Consider the following 20,134-nt stretch of genomic DNA (forward strand, 5'->3'; position numbering starts at 1 on the left):
TCTATATCGATAGCCGCCGCATGACGCAAGGGCGTTCTGGGATTGCGAAACCTTATGCCGCACCCCCGGCGCCGGGTCCGAACGGGCACCGCCTGTATTTCAGCAATGCCGTAACTTCTTAAGCTTGGTTAACACCTTGTTTACCACGATGGGTGAAATGTGCGGATGTCGGTCACCCGTGTTTATCCTGTAGCGAATTTTTCACGGTTTTTCGGAGAGCGGGCCTGGCCCGGGAAGCTCGTCTTCCGCCGCAGCAGTGCCGCGCGGCCGCCTTCGTTCCCGACAAGGACTTGGGAAACTGGCAGCAAGCCGGCCATTCTGAAAAACGGACGCATCGATGAACAGCAAGCGGTCCTATCTCGATACACTCAACGCCGGCAGGCCGCGCAGGCCGAACACCACACTTGATGAATTGAACCGCTCGCTGGAAACGCTGGAGCAGCGGCTGGAGCGCAAGCGCGAGGACGCCGCCGAGCGCTTCGATCCGCGCCGGCCGCCGGCAGAGCCGCGCTACGCAAGCGCCCAGCCCTACGCCCCGCCGCGCTGGTACGAGGACCCGCAGCCCACGCCGCGGCCGAAAAGCCCTGTGACGGCCGGCTTCGACCAGAACTATCAGGCGATCGCGCGCGACATCGACCGCGTGCGCGGCCAGGAAGACAGCGTCGCCGTGGTCGGCAAGATCGCCGGCGAATTGCGTGGCCTGCGCGAGGAACTGCGCCATCAGATGACGGCCGGCCTGCAGCGCGAATTCGCCGCGTTGCGCAAGGACATCGAACGGGCCTTCCAGGCGAGCAACCAATCGGGTGGTCAGGCAGGCGGCTTGCCCGGCAAGGGCAGCGCCGAACTCGGCGTCGAATTCGAGCGGCTGTCCGGCGCCATCCAGACGCTGGCCGAGAAGAGCGACGACCGAAGCGTCAACATGCTGCGGCTCGAGCTCGAGCAGGTAAAGACGGCGCTCGACACATTGGCGCGCGAGGAAAGCGTGCTGAAGGTCGACCGCCGCTGGGACGATTTCGACCGCCGCTGGAGCGCGTTCGAGGACCGTGTCGACGCCGACCAGCGCAACCGCGCCGACGGCCCCGGATTTTCGGCCCTGACCGACCGGCTCGAACAGATCAGCAATGCGGTCCACAATCTGCCGGAATCGCTGTCGCTGCGCTCGATGGAAGAAAAGGTCCGCACGCTTGCCGGCGCCGTCGATCATTTCGTCAGCCAGCAGAGCAACCGCGGCGGCGACACGCTTGGCCTGATCGACGAACGGCTCGACGAGATTTCGCGCGCCATCGTCGCCTCGACCGTCGCCGCACAGGCCAATTCCTTCGACCCCGAACCCTTTGAACGCATCGAGAAGCGGATCGCCTCGCTGGCGCAGCAGATTGAGGAAGTCGTGCAGGTTCGTCCGAGCGGCGAGGTTCTCGACCGTCTCAGCACGCTGTCGAACAGGGTCGACGAGCTTGCCGGCCGCGCCAATCTGCCGGAACAGGCGATGGAGCGCCTCGGCAAGCAGATCGCGATGATCGCCGACAAGATCGACCACGCCCCGGCCATGCCCGACGCCGACTATATCTTCCAGGGTCTGGAACAGCGCTTCGACGTGCTGTCGGGCATGATGGAACGCCGGCAGGGCGACGCCATCGAACAGGGCAACATGCTGTTTCGCGATCTCGAGCGGCGGCTGGACGAGGTTGCCGACCGGCTGGACCAGCGCCAGCCGCAGGCTGACAGCGCCGGCATCATGGACGCCATCGACGCACGCTTCACCGCGCTCGCCCAACGCATGGAGACGCGCATTCCCGATCCTGCCAACGAGGCGGCGATCCGCGGCCTGGAAAGCCGGCTCGAAGACATTTCAAGCCGGCTGGAATCGTCGGCCGCGCAGGTCGCCGGCATCGATCCGGCACTGATCCGCAGCCTCGAGGCGCAGGTCTCCAGCCTATCGGCGCATCTGTCGAAGCCCGGCACGCCGCTGCCGGAATTCGAGGACATCAGCCCGCGCCTCAACGAAATCGAGAAGTCGCTGGCTGGAACCCGCGAATCCATCATGGGCGCGGCACGGGAAGCGGCCGAGAGCGCCGTGCGCTCGCTGGCAGATTCCAACGCCAACACCGCGGCCGTTACCGGCCTTGCCCAGGATCTGAAGACGCTGGAAGCGCTGACGCGCCGTTCGGACGAGCGCAATTCACGGACATTCGAGGCTATCCACGACACGTTGCTCAAGATCGTCGATCGTCTGGGCTCGCTGGAGACCAGCGAACCGGCCGATGCGGTGAGCGAGCTTCTGGATGCCCAGGCCGAGCCGGCGCGGCAGGCCCGCGCTGCACGCGCCTCCAAGATTTCGGTGCAGGACGCGCCGTCGATGGATATCGACCAGCCGCTGCCGCTGACCGGAGACATGGCCGACCTGGACGGCCGCGCCGCCGCCATCATGCGCAGCGAGCCGGATATGCGCAGCGACCCGGTCATGGGCAGCGAACCAGTGCGGCGCTCGCCAGCCGAGGCTGCCGCGGCCGCTGCCCAGGCAGCGCTCGGTTCCGACAGGATTGCCGAGAAAGGCGAAGGCACGGCCAAGAAGTCGCTGTTCGGTGGATTGGCGCGCGCCTTCAGGGGCAAGAAGCCGGCTGACATGCCGCCGCTTGCCGGCTCGGGGCCTAATGTCGACATGCCGAGCGTCGATCTCGACGAGCCGCTCGATCCGAAGCTCGCCAACCGACCGTTGGAGCCGGGCTCCGGCGCGCCCGACCTCAACGCCATCATGAAGCGCGTGCGCGACGAGCGCGGCCCGCCGGTGCGCCAAAACTCCGGCGATGCGTCGAAATCCGACTTCATTGCCGCGGCCAGGCGCGCGGCGCAGGCCGCGGCCGCCGAGGCCGACGCGTTGAAACGCCAGTCTACCATGAAGGGCCCGGTCAAGGCGCTTCGTATCGGCGACCTGCTCAAGGCGCGGCGCAAGCCGATCCTGATGGGAGCGGTCGCGATCATGCTGGCGCTTGCCGGCCTCCAGTTGGGCAAGGCCTTCTTCGCCGACCCGGTCGAGGTCGCAAGCAACGATACAGCGCCGATCGTCGCCTCGCAGCCGGTCGAGACTGCCTCGGTCAACGCTGCCAGCCAACCCAAGGCAGATGCGCAGGTGACCATGCAGGACGCGCCGGCCCGGATCGTCAGGCAGGCGGAGCCCTCAGAGCCAGCAGGCGGCAACGATGCGCCAATGAATGCGGCCTCGGTCGCCGGGCCCGAAGTGCCGGCGGTGGAGCCCGCGCCAGCGCCGATGGCTCTGGCCGATCCGGCCCCCGCGCCAAATGCAATGCTGCCGACCACCGCCACTGCGGGACCGGCGGCTGCCGACGCGCAGCCTGCGGCCGCCGTCATGGCGCCCTCGGCCTCGGATACGACGGCCTCGGATACTACCGGCGCCGTTCCGCCGGCTGATGCCGCGGCAACACCTGTCGTGGCCAAGATAGACGTTCCGGCCGATGCCGGCCCGCAAGCCTTGCGCGACGCGGCTGCCGGCGGTGACGCCAAGGCGCTGTTCGAACTCGGTTCGCGCTATGCTGAATCGCGCGGCGTCAAGGAAGACATGGCGGCAGCGGCCAAATGGTACGAAAAGTCGGCCGAGCTCGGCTTCGCACCGGCGGAATACCGCATCGGCAATTTCTACGAGAAGGGCATCGGCGTCACGCGCGACGTCAAGAAGGCAAAGACCTTCTACCAGCTCGCCGCCGCGCAGGGTAATGCCAGCGCCATGCACAATCTGGCCGTTCTGTTTGCCATGGCCGCCGACGGCGTGACCGACAATGAATCGGCCGCGCACTGGTTTCAGGCGGCGGCCGATGTCGGCGTCAAGGACAGCCAGTTCAATCTCGGCATCCTGGCGGCAAAGGGCGTCGGCATGAAGCAGAGCCTGGAGGAATCCTACAAATGGTTCGCGCTCGTCGCCAAGACCGGCGACAAGGATGCGGCTGCAAAGCGCGACGAAGTCGCCACTGCGCTGCGCCCCGAACAGCTGGAGCGGGCGCGCGCCGCCACGGAACTGTGGAAGCCGAAGCCGCTCGACCCGGCGTCCAACTCGGCCGACATTCCTGAATCCTGGCAGGAAGGCACGCCGCAGACCACCGCCAGCGTCGACATGAAGAAGGCGGTCAAGAACATCCAGCTCATCCTCAACAAGAACGGCTACGATGCCGGCGGCGCCGATGGCGTGATGGGCGGCAAGACCAAGACCGCAATCATGGCTTTCCAGACTGACAACAAGATGCAGGCGACCGGCGAAATCGACGAAAAGCTGGTGAAGGCGCTGCTGGCGCACAAATAACGGCAGATGCGTCGCTAACGCGACGCCCTTGCCATACATTTGCCTGCTAACTGCTTGAGATGTTTTTTGTTTCGGTAGGGCGGCGGGGTTTGATCCCACTGCCCCGGCGGTGCAAGAAAGAATTGGCTTTTCGGTGCGACAATGCCCTGGAATGGCTGCAATCGCCGACAGGCAAACTGATCGAGACTGACGGGTGGGCATCTATCTCCCGATCGCGGAAATTTCCGTCAACGTCTTCGTGCTGCTGGCAATGGGCGCGGCGGTGGGTTTCCTGTCGGGCATGTTCGGGGTCGGTGGCGGCTTTCTGATCACGCCGCTCTTGATCTTCTACAACATCCCGCCGGCAATCGCCGTTGCCACTGGCGCCAACCAGGTTATCGCCTCCTCCTTCTCCGGCGCGCTGTCGCACATGAAGCGCGGCACGCTCGACTTCAAGCTCGGCGGGGTGCTGCTGGCCGGCGGCATCGTCGGCTCGACCGGTGGTATCTTTGTCTTTGCCTTCCTGCGCCGGCTCGGCCAGCTCGATTTGTTCATTTCGCTGCTCTACGTCGTGCTGCTCGGCACCGTCGGCGGGCTGATGCTGGTCGAGAGCGTCAATGCGCTGCGCGCCACGCGCAGCGGTGCGGCGCCGGTCTTGAAGAAATCCGGCCAGCACAACTGGATCCACCGGCTGCCGCTGAAGATGCGCTTCAGGGCCTCGAAGCTGTTCGTCAGCGTCATTCCGGTGCTGGGGCTCGGCGCCGGCATCGGCTTCCTGTCGTCGATCATGGGTGTCGGCGGCGGCTTCATCATGGTGCCGGCGCTGATCTATCTCTTGAAAGTGCCGACCAACGTCGTCATCGGCACCTCGCTGTTCCAGATCATTTTCACCTCGGCCTACACCACGCTTGTCCACGCCACCACCAACCAGACGGTCGACGTCATGCTTGCCTTCCTGCTGATGGCGGGCGGCGTTGCCGGCGCGCAATATGGCGCCAAGGCAGGACAGAAGCTGCGCGGCGAACAGCTCAGGGCACTGCTGGCGCTGCTGGTGCTGGCGGTTGCCATCCGGCTTGCCATCGATCTCTTCGTCACGCCGCCAAACCTCTATTCGCTGACCGCCGCGGGCCTGAACTGATGCCGCAGTGGGGGATTTTTTCGGCCGCCGCTTTGCTTATCGCCGTCGCTCTGCCGGCCGCAGCGCAATCGCCGAACCCCTTGCCGGAAGGCATCCAGATCGGTCTCTCCACCGACGCCGTGTCGATCACCGCCGGTTTTTCCGGCGCCGACCTGACCATTTTCGGTTCGCTGGAAAACCCCGACCCGCTGGTCGCGCGACAGGGGCGCTACGACGTCATCGTCGTGCTCGAAGGCCCGCCGCGGCCGGTGGTGGTGCGCCGCAAGGACCGCGTGCTCGGCGTCTGGGTCAACCTGGAATCGGAGACCTTCGAGAACGTGCCGGTATCCTACTCCGTCGCCACGACGCGGCCGCTGCAGGACATCACCGAACCCAACAGCTACAAGCAGCTGTCGCTCGGCGCCTCCAACCTTTACATGCAGCCGGCCGAGGTAACCGACAGTCCGGCGACGATCGAGGAATTCACCGTGGCGCTGCGCGAGCGCAAGGCGGCGACCGGCCTCTATAGCGAGAATGTCGGCGGCGTGCAGTTCCTGTCGCAGAACCTGTTTCGCGCCACGGTGCGGCTGGCGCCCAACGTCCCGGTTGGAACGCATAAAGCCCGCGCGTTCCTGTTCAAGAGCGGCCTGTTCCTCAAGGAAAGCTCGGCCCAGCTCGAAATCCGCAAATCGGGTTTCGAACAGTCGATCTTCCGCGTCGCGCATGATTACTCCTTCCTCTACGGCGTCTTCTCCGTGTCGCTGGCCATGATCACCGGCTGGCTGGGCAGGCTGATCTTCCGCAGGGATTGACGCGCACGACCCATTTCCGGGGAAAGGGGGTTCCCCTTTTCTCAGTCTTGCGATAGACCGCCGCCTCCCAACCCTCGGGTTACACGCACAATCATTCGGCAGAACGGTCAGGCCTCTGGACGGCGCGCGCCTTGCGGACGCCTGCCACAGCGACGACCCAATGACAGGAGGCTGCAATGCACCAGGCATTTGGCGGCATCGATTTCGGCACGTCCAATTCTACGGTGGGCGTGATCCGCAACGGCCAGGCACGGCTGGTGGCGCTGGAAGGCGAACAGCCGACATTGCCAAGCGCGGTTTTCTTCAACTTCGAGGACGGTCACACCTATTTCGGCCGCCGCGCCATTGCCGACTACACCGATGCCATCGAAGGCCGGCTGATGCGGTCGCTGAAGAGCGTGCTCGGCAGTTCGCTGGCGCATGAGAAGACGCGGATCAAGGCCCGGCAGATCGGTTTCATCGACATTGTCGGCATGTTCGTCGGCCATTTGAAGAAGCGGCTTGAGGAAGATGCCGGCGCTCCGGTGGAGAACGTTGTGCTCGGCCGGCCGGTGCAATTTGTCGACGACGATGTGGAAGCCGATGCCAAGGCGCAAAGCGAGCTTGAAAAAGCGGCGCGCGCGCAAGGCTTCAAGCACATCGCCTTCCAGTTCGAACCGATTGCGGCAGCACTCGACTATGAGCAGGACGTGAAGCGCGAGGAACTGGCGTTGATCGTCGACATGGGCGGCGGCACGTCCGACTTCTCGATCGTGCGCGTTTCGCCGCAACGCGCCCGCTCACGCGACCGCAAGGACGACATCCTCGCCAACCGAGGCATTCATATTGGCGGCACCGATTTCGACCGGCTGCTCAGCATCGCCCATGTCATGCCCAAGCTCGGCTATCTCTCGCCCACAAAAGACGGCAAGCGCAACCTGCCGGCGAGCTATTTCATTGATCTCGCGACGTGGCAACGCATCAACCTCGTTTACACCGCCAAGGCGATGACGCATCTGAGGCAGATCCGCTTCGAGGCCGTCCGCGCCGACCTTGTCGACCGCTTCATCCATATTGTCGAGCACCGTTACGGCCATGCGCTGGCCGGCCTGGTCGAACGAGCCAAGATCGCGCTGACAGATCAGGCTTCGGCTGATGTGACGGTGGCACTGCCCGGCGCGGGTTTTGCCGCCGAGATCACGCGAGACGGCCTGGAAGAGACGATTGCCGCCGACATCGAGCGGGTGTCCGCGACGGTGCGGCAGACGATTGCCGATGCTGGCGTGAAAGCGTCCGACATCACCGCCGTGTTCCTCACCGGCGGCTCGACCGCCATCCCGCTGGCACGGCGCGAAATCCTGTCGCTGGTGCCGCAAGCCGCCGTTATCGAGGGCGACATGTTCGGTTCGGTCGGCCTTGGCCTGGCGCTGGATGCACAGCGGAAGTTTAGCTAGAGCTCACGATGCGGTTCCCGCCCTCAGCGCCGAGATGCGCCTTGAGCGCCATCTGGGCCAGGCTTGCCTGGCGGTCACGATGGGTGATCATGGCGAAGTCGCGCTTCGGCAGCTCGAGCGGCACCGACCGGAGACTGCCCTCGGCGACGGCGCGTCCGACGACGAGGTCCGAGATGATGGTGGCGCCGGCGCCGGCCTCGACCGCCTGGCGAACCGCCTCGTTGCTCGGCAGCACCAGAAATATCTGCAGGTCGCCAAGCGATATCCCCTCGCGGCGGGCCAGGTCCTCCAGCACCTCGCGCGTGCCCGAACCACCCTCACGGATGATCCAGCGCAGCCCTCTGATATCCGGGCGGCCCGGCGCGATCTCGGCGATTTCCGGATGCGAGGCGGCGACGACCAGCATCAACCTGTCGACGTCGACCTTGGTGCGGCGGAGGATGTCTGACTCGGTGCGCCCCTCGACCAGACCGAGATCGGCGGTGCCGTCGAGCACATTGGCCTCGACCTGCCTGGTGTTGCCGATGCTGACGCTTAAGCGCACCGCCGGGTAGGCTTCATGGAAAGAGGCCAGCCTGCGCGGCAGCCAGTAGCTGGCGATGGTCAGGCTGGCGGCGATCGACAGGCTGCCGGCGACCGTCTGCGAGACATGCTCCAGCACATTTCGGGCGGCGGCGGCGCGTTCCAGCACCGCCTTGGCCTCGGGCAGGAAACGGTGGCCGGTCTGAGCCAGCTCGATGTTGCGGCCGACACGGTTGAACAGATGAACGCCATGCTGCTCTTCCAAAGCGCGGATGGCCGCCGACGCCGCCGACTGGGAGATGCCCAAAAGCTCCGCCGCCTTGGTCATATGGCCGCGTTCGGCAACGGCAACGAAAATGCGCAACTGGTCCAGCGTCATGTGTGCATTAAGAACCAATTCCGATCGAATTTACAAGAACAACTGATTAGACGGATCGATAGCTTTATTCTACTTTTTCAGTCGAAGTTAGAAAGAATTCGCCAACAAATCGCGGCCAACAAAATGATCGGGCGGTTCAGATCCCTGTTTGCGCATTGGACCCGTGGCCTCAGGCGGCGGCTGGCCGGCGATCGATATCATCCTGAAGAACACTATATGCGTGGCCCCGGACCGAAGACGCGGGCCAAATTCGCAGGTAGCAAAAGCACGCCGGCATCATGAACCCAGCTGCGCCGCGCGGAGCCAATTCCGCACCGTCGCAACGGCCGCTTGGCGATACACGCGCGCCTGATGAAGGCGACGGCGTCGACACCTCGCCCGCTATCTCCGACAGCATCGCCAAGACCACCTGTTATATGTGCGCCTGCCGGTGCGGCATCGACGTCCACATCAAGGACGGCAAGGTGCGCTACATCAACGGCAACAAGGCCCATCCGGTTAACCGCGGCGTGATCTGCGGCAAGGGCAGCTCCGGCATCATGCAGCACTACAGCCCGGCGCGGCTGAAGAAGCCGCTGTTGCGCAGCGGCCTGCGCGGCTCGGGCGAATTCCGCGAGATCGAGTGGGAGGAAGCGTTTTCGATTGCGACCGGGCGGCTATCGCATATCCGCCGGACCGATCCGAAAAAGCTCGCCTTCTTCACCGGGCGCGACCAGTCGCAGTCGCTGACCGGCTGGTGGGCGAGCCAGTTCGGCACGCCGAACTTCGCCGCCCATGGCGGCTTCTGCTCGGTCAACATGGCGGCCGGCGGGCTCTACACGATCGGCGGCTCGTTCTGGGAGTTCGGCGAGCCGGACTGGGACAATACGAAATACTTCATGCTGTTCGGCGTCGCCGAGGACCATGATTCCAACCCAATCAAGATCGGCTTGGGTAAACTCAAGGCGCGCGGCGCCAAGGTGGTGTCGATCAACCCGTGCCGCACGGGCTACAACGCGATTGCCGACGACTGGATCGGGATCCGGCCCGGCACCGACGGCCTCTTCGTCTTCGCCCTCATCCACGAACTGCTCAAGGCAGGCCGCATCGATCTCGATTATCTGCTGCGCTACACCAACGCCCATGTGCTGGTCATCCAGGAGCCGGGCGCGGCCGATGACGGGCTGTTCCTGCGCGACAGCGACAACAATCTTCTCGCGTGGGACAGAGTGGCGAAGACAACCGTCAACGCAGCCGATGCGGATGCGAAGCCGGCGCTGACGGGCAGCTTCACGTTCGCCGGTCGCCGCTGTGTGCCGGTGTTCCAGCTCATCGCCGACCGCTACATGGACGACAGCTACGCACCCGATGCGGTCGCGGCACGATGCGGCATTCCGGCCGACACCATCCGCCGGATCGCCGCCGAACTCGCCCACGTCGCCTTCGAACAGACGATCGAACTGCCGGTTGCGTGGACCGACTGGGCCGGACGGCGGCACGAGACGATCAAGGGACGGCCGGTGTCGATGCATGCCATGCGCGGCATCTCGGCCCACTCCAACGGCTTTCACTCCTGCCGTGCCATCCACCTGCTGCAGGTGCTGCTCGGCACGGTGGACGTGCCCGGCGGCTTCCGTTTCAAGCCCCCCTACCCGCGCTCGGCGCCCCCGGGACCGAAGCCGGCCGGCAAGGTGGTCAGGCCGATGACGCCGCTCGACGGCATGCCGCTCGGCTTCGTCTGCGGGCCGGACGATCTCCTGGTCGACGAGGCCGGCACGCCTTTGCGCATCGACAAGGCTTATTCCTGGGATGCGCCGCTCGCCGCGCATGGGCTGATGCATACGGTCATCCGCAATGCGTGGGCCGGTGACCCGTACCCAATCGACACGCTGATGATGTACATGTCGAACATGGCGTGGAATTCCTCGATGAACACCGTCGAGACCATTGCCATGCTCACCGACCATGACGAAGCGGGTAACTACAAGATCCCCTTCATCATCTATTCCGACGCCTATTATTCCGAGACGGTGCCGTTCGCCGACCTGGTGCTGCCCGACACCACCTATCTCGAACGTCACGACTGCATCAGCCTGCTCGACCGGCCGATCAGCCATGCCGACGGGCCGGGCGACGCGATCCGCCATCCGGTGGTCGAATCGGACCGAGATGTCAGGCCGTTCCAATCGGTGCTGATCGAACTTGGCGCTCGGCTTGGCCTGCCCGGCTTCGTCGAGGACGATGGCTCGGCCAGATATGCCGACTATGCCGACTACATCGTCAATCACGAACGCACGCCGGGCATCGGCCCGCTGGCCGGCTGGCGCGGCAAGGACGGCACTTCCGTCGGCAAGGGCGAAGTCAATCCCGACCAGTTGCAGCGCTACATCGGCAATGGCGGCTTCTGGCACCAGGATTTTGCTGAGGACCAGCGCTATTACAAGATGGCCAACCGCTCCTATCTCGACTTCGCAGAGCAGATGGGGTTCATCCCCAAGGCCGAGCCGATCGTGTTCCAGCTCTATTGCGAACCGATGCAGCGCTTTCGCCTCGCCGCGCGCGGTCATGGTCGCGTCCAGCCGACCGAGAGCGAACGCCAGCGCATCGAGACCTATATGGATCCGCTGCCGTTCTGGTTTACGCCGTTCGAAGAGGCCGCGGTCGATCCGCAGAAATACCCGCTGCATGCGCTGACGCAGCGGCCTATGCACATGTATCATTCCTGGGGCTCGCAGAATGCGTGGCTGCGGCAAATCACCAGCCAGAACCGCCTGTTCGTGCACCACCAGACCGCGGCAGTTCTCGACCTGGCCGACGACGACTGGGTGTGGATCGAAAGCATCAACGGCCGGGTGAAGGGACAGATCAAGCTGGTCGACGGGGTCAATGCGGATACGGTCTGGACATGGAACGCCATCGGCAAAAGGCGCGGCGCCTGGGGGCTGAAGGACAACGCCGCCGAGAGCAGTCGCGGCTTCCTGCTCAACCACATCATCGGCGACCAGACATCGGCTGACGCGAAAGGCAAACGCTATTCGAATTCCGATCCGGTGACCGGCCAGGCGGCGTGGTTCGACCTCAGGGTACGCATTGTCAAATGCTCTGATGAGGAAGCCGGCTTCACCGAACCGCAATTCGAGCGTTTCAGCCAGCCGCCAAATGTCGAGCCTTCGCCCGACATCCTTCGCTTCGGCGCCGAGTTCCGCGTCCATAGGGAAGCCGTGGAATGACCTGCCTTCCCGCCCATACAGACAAGAAGCTTGGCCTAGTCATCGACCTCGACACCTGCGTCGGCTGCCAGGCCTGCGTCACCGCCTGCAAGGAGTGGAACACCGGCGGCCACATGGCGCCGCTGACCGACATCAACCCCTATGGCGGCGATGTCGACGGCGTCTGGTTCAACCGCGTGCACAGCTACGAGCACACGACCGAAGCGGGCGGTCGCACGGTCAACTTCCCCCGCTCCTGCCTGCACTGTGAAACGCCTGCCTGCGTCACCGTCTGCCCCACCGGCGCCTCCTACAAGCGGGCGTCGGACGGCATCGTGCTGATCGACGAAAGCAAATGCATCGGCTGCAAACTGTGCAGCTGGGCCTGTCCCTATGGCGCGCGCGAATTCGACCCCGATGTTGGCGTGATGAAGAAATGCACGCTGTGCGTCGACCGCATCTACAATGACAATCTGGCCGAGGAAGACCGCGTGCCGGCCTGCGTAGCCGCCTGCCCGACCAGCGCCCGGCATTTCGGCGATCTCGGCGATCCCACCTCGGCTGTCTCGCAATTGGTGGCGGAGCGTGGCGGCGTCGACCTGATGCCGGAGATGGGCTACAAGCCGACCAACAAGTACCTGCCGCCGCGCGCCCGGCGTGCCGCATCGGTGCCGGCGGCAAGGCTCGACCCGGTCAGGGCCGAAGGCGGTTTCCTCGGCTGGGTCGACCGCATGCTTTCGAACTGATATCCATGCATCCTGCCGCCTCGGTCGTTTTCTTCACCACTGCTACAGGAGCGGGCTACGGACTGCTGGCGCTGCTTGGCGTGCTGGGCGGGCTGGGCTTCATCCCGGCCGATTTCTGGCTTGGCCTTATCGGAATGGGGCTGGCGCTTGGGCTGATTGCTGCCGGCCTTTTGTCTTCGACCGTCCATCTCGGCCGCCCCGAACGCGCATGGCGCGCCTTCTCGCAATGGCGCAGTTCGTGGCTGTCGCGCGAAGGCGTGGCTTCGGTGGCAACCTTCATTCCGGCCGGGTTGTTCGGCATCGGCTGGGTGTTCTTCGGCCACACCGGAGGCTGGATGGCCATCGCCGGGTTTCTCGCAACTATCGGCGCAATCGTCACCGTCTGCACCACCGGCATGATCTATGCCTCGCTGAAGCCGATCGCGCAGTGGCATAGCCCGTATACGCTGCCGGGCTATCTCATCTTTTCGGCGATGACCGGCAGCGTGCTGTTGAACGCGCTGCTGCAGGCTTTCGCCATCAGCCCGACCGCCGTTGCGGTAGCCGCCCTGCTGCTGACCTTGCTCGGCTGGGGCTGGAAGCTGGCGACGTGGCGATACAATGACGCGCTGGAGATCGCGACCACCGCCAACGCGGCGACAGGGCTCACTGGCGGCACAGTGCGCTCGCTGGAATGGCCGCACACCGAGGAGAACTACCTGCTCAAGGAAATGGGTTTTCGGATCGCGCGCAAACATGGCGCAAAGCTGCGGCTGATCACGCAGTTGCTGGCTTTCGCCTTGCCTGCCCTGCTGCTGCTTTCTGTCTTATTCGCTTTGCCCTGGCCATTCGCAGCGGTGCTGTCGGTGCTTGCGGCAATCGTCCAGTTCGCCGGCATGCTGGTCGAGCGCTGGCTGTTCTTCGCCGAGGCCAAGCACACCGTCACCCTCTATTACGGCCGGTAGAGCGTCCCGCCGTCAGGCGGCCCGTGCTCGTGGCGCCGCCGGCAAATCCTTAAGCAGGATTTCGATCGCGGCATCGATTACAGCTGTCCTGCGGTCGTGCGCGTAAAGGCCGTATTGGACCGTGAGCGGCTCGGGCAGGCCGGCTGACGTCTTCAGCACCCGCATCGAAGCGGTACGCACGGATTCGGGCGGAAGCAGTCCAACGCCCAGTCCGTTCTCGATCACGGCCTGAAGGCCGGTGACGCTCTGGCACGACAGGACGATCCGGTGCTCCCGACCGGCGGCAATCAGCGCCTCGATCATCCGCCTGCGCCAAGGGCAGGTTGCGCCGAAGGCGGCGAGATCGAGTGGCCGGTCATGGTCCAGCACATAGTCCTGGGCGCAGACCCACTGCAGTTCGACGTTCCATGTCGTCACGGCATCGGCCGCGACGACGGATGTCGGGGCAATCATGACATCCAGCGCATCCTCGCTCCACAGCCGTCCCAGCGCGACGCTGTGCTCGACCATCGCGTCGAGGCTGATGTCGGGATAGGTGCGATGCAGCCGCCCAAGCGCGGCCGAAAGCGCGGCCGTGGTGACCTCTTCGGCAAGACCAATACGCACGCCGCCGCCAATGCTAGCCTGCTGCAGACGCGCCACCGCTTCATCGCCGAGAGCGAGGATGCGGGTCGCGTATCCCAGAAAGAGCTCGCCTTCCGCAGTCGGCACAACGCCGCGGCCGGTGCGCTGGAACAGATGCCGCTGGAGCAGGCCCTCGAGCCGACGCATCTGCATGCTCATCGCCGATTGGGTCTTGCCGGTCTGCGCGGCGACCCTGCTCAGGCTACCTTGCCGGCAGACCGCGACATAGGTGCGGAGAAGGTCGAGGCCGATCTGTTCAGATATCATTTTGTTTGAACTCTGATGTCATAGGTATCAGTCTACAATGATATCTCGCCACGCGCTATCTCACACTCAAGAGAACAGCGCAGGAGAGAAAACCATGAAAGCGATCCGTGTTCACCGCCATGGCGGGCCAGATGTGCTCGCCTACGAAGATGTCGACATCGGCCAGCCCGGACCGGGCGAGGTGCGCGTGCGCAACGGGGCGGTCGGTCTCAACTTCGTCGACATCTATTTTCGCACCGGCGAATACGCGCCGCCCGCTCTGCCATTCATTCCCGGCAATGAAGGCGCAGGCGAAATCGTCGCCGTCGGTGAAGGCGTCAGCGGCTTCGCGCCTGGCGACCGAGTCGCCTATGTCGAGACCCTCGGCGCCTATGCCGAAGAACGCATCGTGCCGGCGCATTTCGTCGTGCATCTGCCCGACGCCATCGATTTCGAGACGGGCGCGGCCATGATGCTGAAGGGGCTGACGGCGCAATATCTGCTGCGTCGCACGTTTCGCGTCGAGGCGGGCCATACAATCCTGGTGCATGCCGCGGCGGGCGGCGTCGGCCTCATCCTGACGCAATGGGCCAAACATCTCGGCGCGACCGTCATCGGCACGGTCGGTTCACCCGAAAAGGCCGAACTTGCGCGCGCCAATGGCTGCGACCATGTCATCGACTACAGCAAAGAGAATTTCGCCGCACGGGTGAAAGAGGTCACCAACGGCGAAGGCTGCCACGCCGTCTATGACGGCGTCGGCAACGCGACCTTCCCCGCCTCGCTCGACTGCCTGCAGCCGTTCGGCACCTTCGTCAGCTACGGCACAGCGTCGGGGTCGATCCCGCCCTTCGACATCATGCTTTTGATGCAAAAGGGTTCGCTGTTCGCCACCTGGCAGTTGCTGTTCCATCATCTCGCCAGGCGTGAGGACGTCGTCGCCATGAGCGAGGATCTGTTCAGCGTCGTCCTCAGCGGCGCAGTGAAAATCCCGGTGCACACAAGCATGCCGCTTGCCGAAGTGGCGGAGGCGCACCGCCGGCTCGAAGCACGGCAGACGACAGGCGCAACCGTGCTTATACCGTAGAAACTCAGCCCGGCCGCAGCATCGAACCGGAAATGGCGAAGATGCGCGCGGCGCCCATCATATAAGCTATCAACGTCTCGCGGCGGAACAGGCCGGCATAGGCGCGGTCGAGCACGTTGAGCGAGCCGGTATAAGCGCCGAAGGCCGGCATGATCATGCGGCCGCCATCGCCGGCAAAGCAGCGCCGCCGCACCGAGCGGCCCTGCTGGACGATGCGGGCGCAAGGGTGAAGATGGCCGGCAACTTCGCCCTCGGTTCTTATCTTCGACGGCTCGTGGCGGAACAGCAGCGAGCCGATGGCGAGTTCGCGCACCGTCTCGCCGGGCAAATCCGCCGGCGCTTCCGGGTCATGGTTGCCGGCGACCCAGAACCAGTCGCGGCCGGCCATCAATGCTTCCAGCCGATCGCGGAAGGTTTGATGCATGCGCTCGGCGCCGCCGCCGTCGTGGAAGGAGTCGCCCAGGCTGATGACGATGGCCGGCTGGTAGTCCGCGATTACCGCCTGCAGCCGGAGCAGAGTGGCGCCGGTATCGTAGGGCGGGATCAGTGCGCCGCGCCTGGCGAAGGACGAGCCCTTTTCCAGATGCAGGTCGGAGACCGCGAGCAGCCTCAGATCGGGGAAATAGAGCACGCCGCGCGAATCACAGATCGCGCGCTCGCCCGCGATGCCGACAAAGTCGGCCTCGGCGATCAGCGATGCCCGCGCCAGCGAAAAATTCATTCCTCAACCATCCCAGGACCCATGGCTTCCTCGACCAAAGTCGCGGCATCCATCAGCAGCGTTTCGTCGGCCTCGCCATTCACCGGCATCTTGCCGATTTCGAGCATGATCGGCACGGCCAGCGGCGATATCTGTTCGAGTGCCTTATGCACGATTCGACCCTGGATACGCGAGAGCATGTCGGCAAGTCTGCTGACATCGAGCAGACCGGTCGCCGCGTCGGCGCGCGTCGCCTGCAGCAGGATGTGGTCGGGCTCATGGCTGCGCAGCACGTCATAGATCAGATCGGTCGAGACGGTGACCTGACGGCCGCTTTTCTCCTGTCCCGGGTGGCGCTTCTCGATCAGGCCTGAAATCAGCGCGCAGTTGCGGAAGGTGCGCTTGAGCAGCCAGCTGTCGGCCAGCCAAGCCTCGAGGTCGTCGCCCAGCATGTCCTGGTCGAACAGAGCGCCAAGCGAAGGTTTCCGCGATTTGAACATCGCGCCCATATCGCCCAGCGACCAGATGGCCAATGCGTAGTCGGTGGCGACGAAGCCAAGCGGCCTGGCGCCGGCCCTGTCCAGCCGGCGGGTGAGCAGCATGCCGAGCGTCTGGTGCGCCAGCCTGCCCTCGAAAGGATAAGCGACGAGATAGTGACGGTTGCCGCGCGGAAAGGTCTCGATCAAGAGGTCGTCGCGTTTGGGCAATACCGATTTGTCGGCCTGGAACCGCAGCCAGTCCGATACCTGCTCGGGCAGCTTCTTCCAGCGCTGCGGGTCGTCCAGCATGGCGCGCACCTGCTCGGCGAGGTAAGTCGAAAGCGGAAATTTGCCGCCGCCATAATAAGGAACCTTGGCGTCGCTTCCCGGCGCATTCGAGACGAAGCATTCGTTCTCGCGGATGCCTTCGAAGCGCAGCACTTTGCCGGCAAACATGAAGGTGTCGCCATGCGTCAGCGTTTCGAGGAAGGCCTCCTCGATCTTGCCCAGAGCCCGGCCGCCGTGCGAAGCCGAGCCTTTGCTGCCGGCCTTGACGTAACGCACATTGAGCGCCGGCACCTCGATGATGGTGCCGACGTTCAGCCGATATTGCTGCGCGACGCGGGGATTGGAGACCCGCCACATGCCGTCCTTGTTGAGGCGGATGCGGGCGTAGCGCTCGTAGTTCTTCAGTGCGTAGCCGCCGGTGGCGACGAAATCAATGACGCGGTCGAATGTCGGCCGGTCGAGGCTGGCATAGGGCGCTGCTGTCAGCACTTCCTCGTAGAGATCGTCGGCGCGAAACGGCGCTCCGCAGGCGCAGCCCAGCACATGCTGGGCCAGCACATCGAGCCCGCCATTGACCAGCGGCGGCGTATCCTGGGCGCCCAGATAGTTGGCGTCCAGCGCTGCCCGGCACTCCAGCACCTCGAAACGATTGGCCGGGATCAGGATCGCCTTCGACGGCTCGTCCATGCGGTGATTGGCGCGGCCGATGCGCTGCGCCAGCCGGCTGGCGCCCTTGGGCGCGCCGACATGGACGACCAGATCGACATCGCCCCAATCGATGCCAAGGTCGAGCGTCGAGGTGGCGACGATGGCACGGAGCGCGTTTTCCCCCATCGCCTTCTCGACGCGTCGGCGCTGGGCGACATCGAGCGAGCCGTGATGCAGCGCGATCGGCAAGGTATCCTCGTTGACCCGCCACAATTCCTGAAACAGCAGCTCGGCCTGGCTGCGGGTGTTGACGAACAGCAGGGTGGTCTTGTGGCGCTTGATCTCGCGGTAGATTTCCGGCGTCGCATAGCGCGCCGAATGGCCGGCCCATGGCACGCGCTCTTCCGAATCGAGGATCGAGATTTCGGGCTTCGCGCCGCCGGTTACGACGATGAGCTCAGACATATCGGGACTTGCCAGGCCTTTGGGCGGATTCTGGCTCACCAGCCAGCGCCGCAACTCGTCGGGCTCGGCCACCGTTGCCGACAGACCGATCGTCTGCAGGCCGGGCACGATGCTGCGCAGCCGCGCCAGCCCGAGCGCCAGCAGATGGCCGCGTTTCGATGTCACCAGCGAATGCAACTCATCGAGGACGACATAGCGCAGATCCTCGAAGAAGCGCCCGGCATCGCCGGCCGCGATCAGCAGCGCCAATTGCTCGGGCGTGGTCAAAAGGATGTCGGGCGGCGCCAGTTTCTGGCGCTGCCGCTTGTGGGAAGGCGTGTCGCCGGTGCGCGTCTCGATGGTGACGGGCAGGCCGATCTCCTCCACGGGCTTGCCGAGATTGCGCTCGATGTCGACGGCCAGCGCCTTCAGCGGCGAGATGTAGAGCGTATGGATGCCGCGCCGTGCCATACCAGCTTTGCGTCTGGGGCGGTTGGCCAGTTCGGTCAACGATGGCAAGAAGCCGGCCAGTGTCTTGCCGGCGCCGGTCGGTGCGATCAAGAGCACCGATTGCCCGGCTTGAGCCTTCGCCAGCAGCTCGATCTGGTGAGCGCGCGGCGACCAGCCTTTTTCGCCAAACCATCTGATGAATGGCTCGGGCAGAAGGACGGCGGCATTTTGTTTGGCAAGGCGCGGCTGCTCGGTCACGCGAAAGAGGTAGCGCGACGGCGCGCGATCGCCAAGGAAAATCGGAACAAAAGGTGATCGGGTGAGTTGCCCTCACCCCGTACGGGGAGAGGATGCCGGCAGGCACGTGAGGGACAGCGCGAGCTTTCAATCGCTGGCGCCGCCCCTCATCCGCCGTTCGGGCACCTTCTCCCCGTGAACGGGGCGAAGGAAGAGGCGCTAAGGCCGCCGAAACCCAGTCGGCCCGCCATAGAGATACCCAATCCGATCAACCGCATACTTCAGCCCTTCGCGCGAGACCAGCATGGTGTGGCCGTTGGCGTGGATCATGGTCTCGGCGTCGGTCATAACGGCGACATGCCCCTTCCAGAACACGAGGTCACCGCGTTTTAGCCCGGCATAATCGGATCCCGGATCGAGCGGCTCGCCGAGGCCTGCCGCCTGCATGTCGGAATCTCGAAGCACATTGCGGCCGGCCATGCGCATGGCCAGTTGCACGAGGCCAGAACAGTCGATGCCGAAGCCGGAGGTGCCGCCCCAGAGATAGGGCGTGCCGATAAACATCTCGGCGACCGAGACATAGTCGGCGGCGATATCGCTGACGGGGCGCACATGGCCGGCGATCAGCGCCTCGCCGGAAGGCAACAGCGCATAGTGCGTGCCGCGCGTTTCGGCAGCGCCGGTTACCGTCACCGTCGAGCCCATTGACAATTGGCCGCTGATCGGGAAGCGCAGATCCGGGCCAGGATAGAGGAAGGTGCGCGGCGCCGTGACGATGTGGGTTGGCGCATGCTCGGGTGCGCCCAGCATGGTGGCGCCGACGTAGCCGACATAGCCGTCGCGTTCGGCCTGGACCCAGGCCCATCCCTCGGCTTCCTCGAAGACAAGCACATCGTCGCCGAACAGAATTTGCGTGTTGACGCCGGCATCCGGGCGCGGTGCCTTGCGCACGTCAGCCACCGAGGCTGTGATCCGGGCCGGACGGCCGGTGACGAAGCGATCGGCCGACACCTCCCCTTTCAGCCTGGCATCGGCGAGGTCGGAACGGAAGGCGTGGAGGCGGGCGTCCCTGGCAGGCAAATCGGTACTCGTCTAGTTCATGGATTGATCAGATGGGCAGTTCATGAGCCTTGGCAACGATACCATCCCCGAAGCGCTCGACAAAGAGCGCGCCTTCGACCGTGCGCCGGATCAGCACATTGCGCTTGTCGAGCTCGTCGCGATGGCGCGACACCAGTTTCAGCGCACCCATAGTGTCGAGCGCGCGGGTGATAACCGGCTTGGTGACATTGAGGCGGGCTGCCAGGCCGCGCACCGTGTGCGGCGGCGGGTCGAGATAGATGGTGAACAGGATCGCCGTCTGGCGCATGGTGAGATCTGGCGCGCCGGCGCGCACCTGCGACAGCATCACCTGCTGCCACAGCCGCATCGCCTGGCTCGGACGCATCGAAATCGACATCGCCCGAGCATGACGGCAAATTGTTTCGGTTCCGTTTCAGTTT

Annotated in this window: 15 protein-coding genes; 9 read left to right on the plus strand and 6 right to left on the minus strand. The window is 64.6% G+C overall.

The window, feature by feature from the left end; translation table 11 throughout:
- The first annotated feature begins 337 nt into the window (after window positions 1-337).
- From NKK50_RS10680 to NKK50_RS10695, 4 genes are all read left to right on the plus strand, one after another.
- Window positions 338-4,309 (plus strand): peptidoglycan-binding protein, encoded by a 3,972-nt coding sequence (locus tag NKK50_RS10680; protein ID WP_352543360.1) that lies wholly within the window; start codon window positions 338-340, stop codon window positions 4,307-4,309.
- A 193-nt stretch (window positions 4,310-4,502) separates the two neighbouring features.
- On the plus strand, window positions 4,503-5,426 hold the full coding sequence (locus NKK50_RS10685; protein WP_023669608.1) for a sulfite exporter TauE/SafE family protein: 924 nt from the start codon (window positions 4,503-4,505) through the stop codon (window positions 5,424-5,426).
- Entirely contained in the window at window positions 5,426-6,217 is a 792-nt protein-coding gene (locus NKK50_RS10690) for a TIGR02186 family protein (protein ID WP_352510949.1), read from the plus strand. The genes NKK50_RS10685 and NKK50_RS10690 overlap by 1 nt, the downstream gene beginning before the upstream one ends.
- Before the next feature lie 176 nt (window positions 6,218-6,393).
- The gene (locus NKK50_RS10695) at window positions 6,394-7,650 is read left to right on the plus strand and encodes an Hsp70 family protein (RefSeq protein ID WP_023823733.1); all 1,257 of its coding nucleotides are present in this window, start codon (window positions 6,394-6,396) and stop codon (window positions 7,648-7,650) included.
- Here NKK50_RS10695 and NKK50_RS10700 read toward each other — a convergent pair.
- Window positions 7,643-8,551, minus strand: coding sequence for a LysR substrate-binding domain-containing protein (locus tag NKK50_RS10700; RefSeq protein ID WP_023696707.1), 909 nt, complete (start codon window positions 8,549-8,551; stop codon window positions 7,643-7,645). The two genes, NKK50_RS10695 and NKK50_RS10700, sit on opposite strands and share 8 nt — an antisense overlap.
- 278 nt (window positions 8,552-8,829) lie before the next feature.
- Between NKK50_RS10700 and NKK50_RS10705 the strand changes: the two genes are divergently transcribed.
- From NKK50_RS10705 to NKK50_RS10715, 3 genes are read left to right on the plus strand one after another with little or no spacing between them, the layout of a single operon-like run.
- Window positions 8,830-11,760 (plus strand): molybdopterin oxidoreductase family protein, encoded by a 2,931-nt coding sequence (locus tag NKK50_RS10705; protein WP_352543361.1) that lies wholly within the window; start codon window positions 8,830-8,832, stop codon window positions 11,758-11,760.
- Window positions 11,757-12,485: a 4Fe-4S dicluster domain-containing protein gene (locus tag NKK50_RS10710; RefSeq protein ID WP_023699493.1), complete on the plus strand. Its 729-nt coding sequence runs from the start codon at window positions 11,757-11,759 to the stop codon at window positions 12,483-12,485. Before NKK50_RS10705 ends, NKK50_RS10710 begins: the two co-directional genes overlap by 4 nt.
- A gap of 5 nt (window positions 12,486-12,490) precedes the next feature.
- On the plus strand, window positions 12,491-13,429 hold the full coding sequence (locus NKK50_RS10715) for a dimethyl sulfoxide reductase anchor subunit family protein (RefSeq protein ID WP_023745290.1): 939 nt from the start codon (window positions 12,491-12,493) through the stop codon (window positions 13,427-13,429).
- Window positions 13,430-13,441: 12 nt separating this feature from the next.
- Here NKK50_RS10715 and NKK50_RS10720 read toward each other — a convergent pair whose 3' ends face one another.
- Entirely contained in the window at window positions 13,442-14,320 is an 879-nt protein-coding gene (locus tag NKK50_RS10720; RefSeq protein WP_352543362.1) for a LysR substrate-binding domain-containing protein, read from the minus strand.
- 94 nt (window positions 14,321-14,414) lie between these two features.
- On the opposite strand from NKK50_RS10720, the gene NKK50_RS10725 reads away from it, so the two are divergent.
- A complete protein-coding gene (locus tag NKK50_RS10725; RefSeq protein WP_352543363.1) occupies window positions 14,415-15,386 on the plus strand; it encodes a quinone oxidoreductase family protein in 972 nt (323 codons plus the stop codon).
- A 4-nt stretch (window positions 15,387-15,390) separates the two neighbouring features.
- Here NKK50_RS10725 and pdeM read toward each other — a convergent pair whose 3' ends face one another.
- Both pdeM and NKK50_RS10735 read right to left on the minus strand, forming a co-directional pair.
- Window positions 15,391-16,107 (minus strand): ligase-associated DNA damage response endonuclease PdeM, encoded by a 717-nt coding sequence (gene pdeM, locus NKK50_RS10730; RefSeq protein WP_023703455.1) that lies wholly within the window; start codon window positions 16,105-16,107, stop codon window positions 15,391-15,393.
- Entirely contained in the window at window positions 16,104-18,608 is a 2,505-nt protein-coding gene (locus NKK50_RS10735; protein WP_245261101.1) for a ligase-associated DNA damage response DEXH box helicase, read from the minus strand. The genes pdeM and NKK50_RS10735 overlap by 4 nt, the downstream gene beginning before the upstream one ends.
- Between NKK50_RS10735 and NKK50_RS10740 the strand changes: the two genes are divergently transcribed.
- Entirely contained in the window at window positions 18,516-18,710 is a 195-nt protein-coding gene (locus NKK50_RS10740; protein WP_245260071.1) for a hypothetical protein, read from the plus strand. The genes NKK50_RS10735 and NKK50_RS10740 overlap by 93 nt on opposite strands.
- Before the next feature lie 141 nt (window positions 18,711-18,851).
- On the opposite strand, the gene NKK50_RS10745 is transcribed toward NKK50_RS10740, so the two are convergent.
- Both NKK50_RS10745 and NKK50_RS10750 read right to left on the minus strand, forming a co-directional pair.
- The gene (locus NKK50_RS10745; RefSeq protein ID WP_023745287.1) at window positions 18,852-19,712 is read right to left on the minus strand and encodes a C40 family peptidase; all 861 of its coding nucleotides are present in this window, start codon (window positions 19,710-19,712) and stop codon (window positions 18,852-18,854) included.
- Window positions 19,713-19,740: 28 nt separating this feature from the next.
- Entirely contained in the window at window positions 19,741-20,091 is a 351-nt protein-coding gene (locus tag NKK50_RS10750) for a MarR family winged helix-turn-helix transcriptional regulator (protein WP_023699486.1), read from the minus strand.
- Window positions 20,092-20,134 lie beyond the last annotated feature (43 nt).

Source organism: Mesorhizobium sp. M0001 (assembly GCF_040324255.1).
Taxonomy (GTDB): Bacteria; Pseudomonadota; Alphaproteobacteria; order Rhizobiales; family Rhizobiaceae; genus Mesorhizobium.

Bases quoted from the DNA above. Each gene is read 5' to 3' on its own strand.
- NKK50_RS10715 (WP_023745290.1), top strand. From the start codon at position 12,491: ATGCATCCTGCCGCCTCGGTCGTTTTCTTCACCACTGCTACAGGAGCG.
- NKK50_RS10690 (WP_352510949.1), top strand. From the start codon at position 5,426: ATGCCGCAGTGGGGGATTTTTTCGGCCGCCGCTTTGCTTATCGCCGTC.
- pdeM (WP_023703455.1), bottom strand. From the start codon at position 16,107: ATGAATTTTTCGCTGGCGCGGGCATCGCTGATCGCCGAGGCCGACTTT.
- NKK50_RS10700 (WP_023696707.1), bottom strand. From the start codon at position 8,551: ATGACGCTGGACCAGTTGCGCATTTTCGTTGCCGTTGCCGAACGCGGC.
- NKK50_RS10750 (WP_023699486.1), bottom strand. From the start codon at position 20,091: ATGTCGATTTCGATGCGTCCGAGCCAGGCGATGCGGCTGTGGCAGCAG.
- NKK50_RS10695 (WP_023823733.1), top strand. From the start codon at position 6,394: ATGCACCAGGCATTTGGCGGCATCGATTTCGGCACGTCCAATTCTACG.
- NKK50_RS10725 (WP_352543363.1), top strand. From the start codon at position 14,415: ATGAAAGCGATCCGTGTTCACCGCCATGGCGGGCCAGATGTGCTCGCC.
- NKK50_RS10705 (WP_352543361.1), top strand. From the start codon at position 8,830: ATGAACCCAGCTGCGCCGCGCGGAGCCAATTCCGCACCGTCGCAACGG.
- NKK50_RS10710 (WP_023699493.1), top strand. From the start codon at position 11,757: ATGACCTGCCTTCCCGCCCATACAGACAAGAAGCTTGGCCTAGTCATC.
- NKK50_RS10680 (WP_352543360.1), top strand. From the start codon at position 338: ATGAACAGCAAGCGGTCCTATCTCGATACACTCAACGCCGGCAGGCCG.
- NKK50_RS10720 (WP_352543362.1), bottom strand. From the start codon at position 14,320: ATGATATCTGAACAGATCGGCCTCGACCTTCTCCGCACCTATGTCGCG.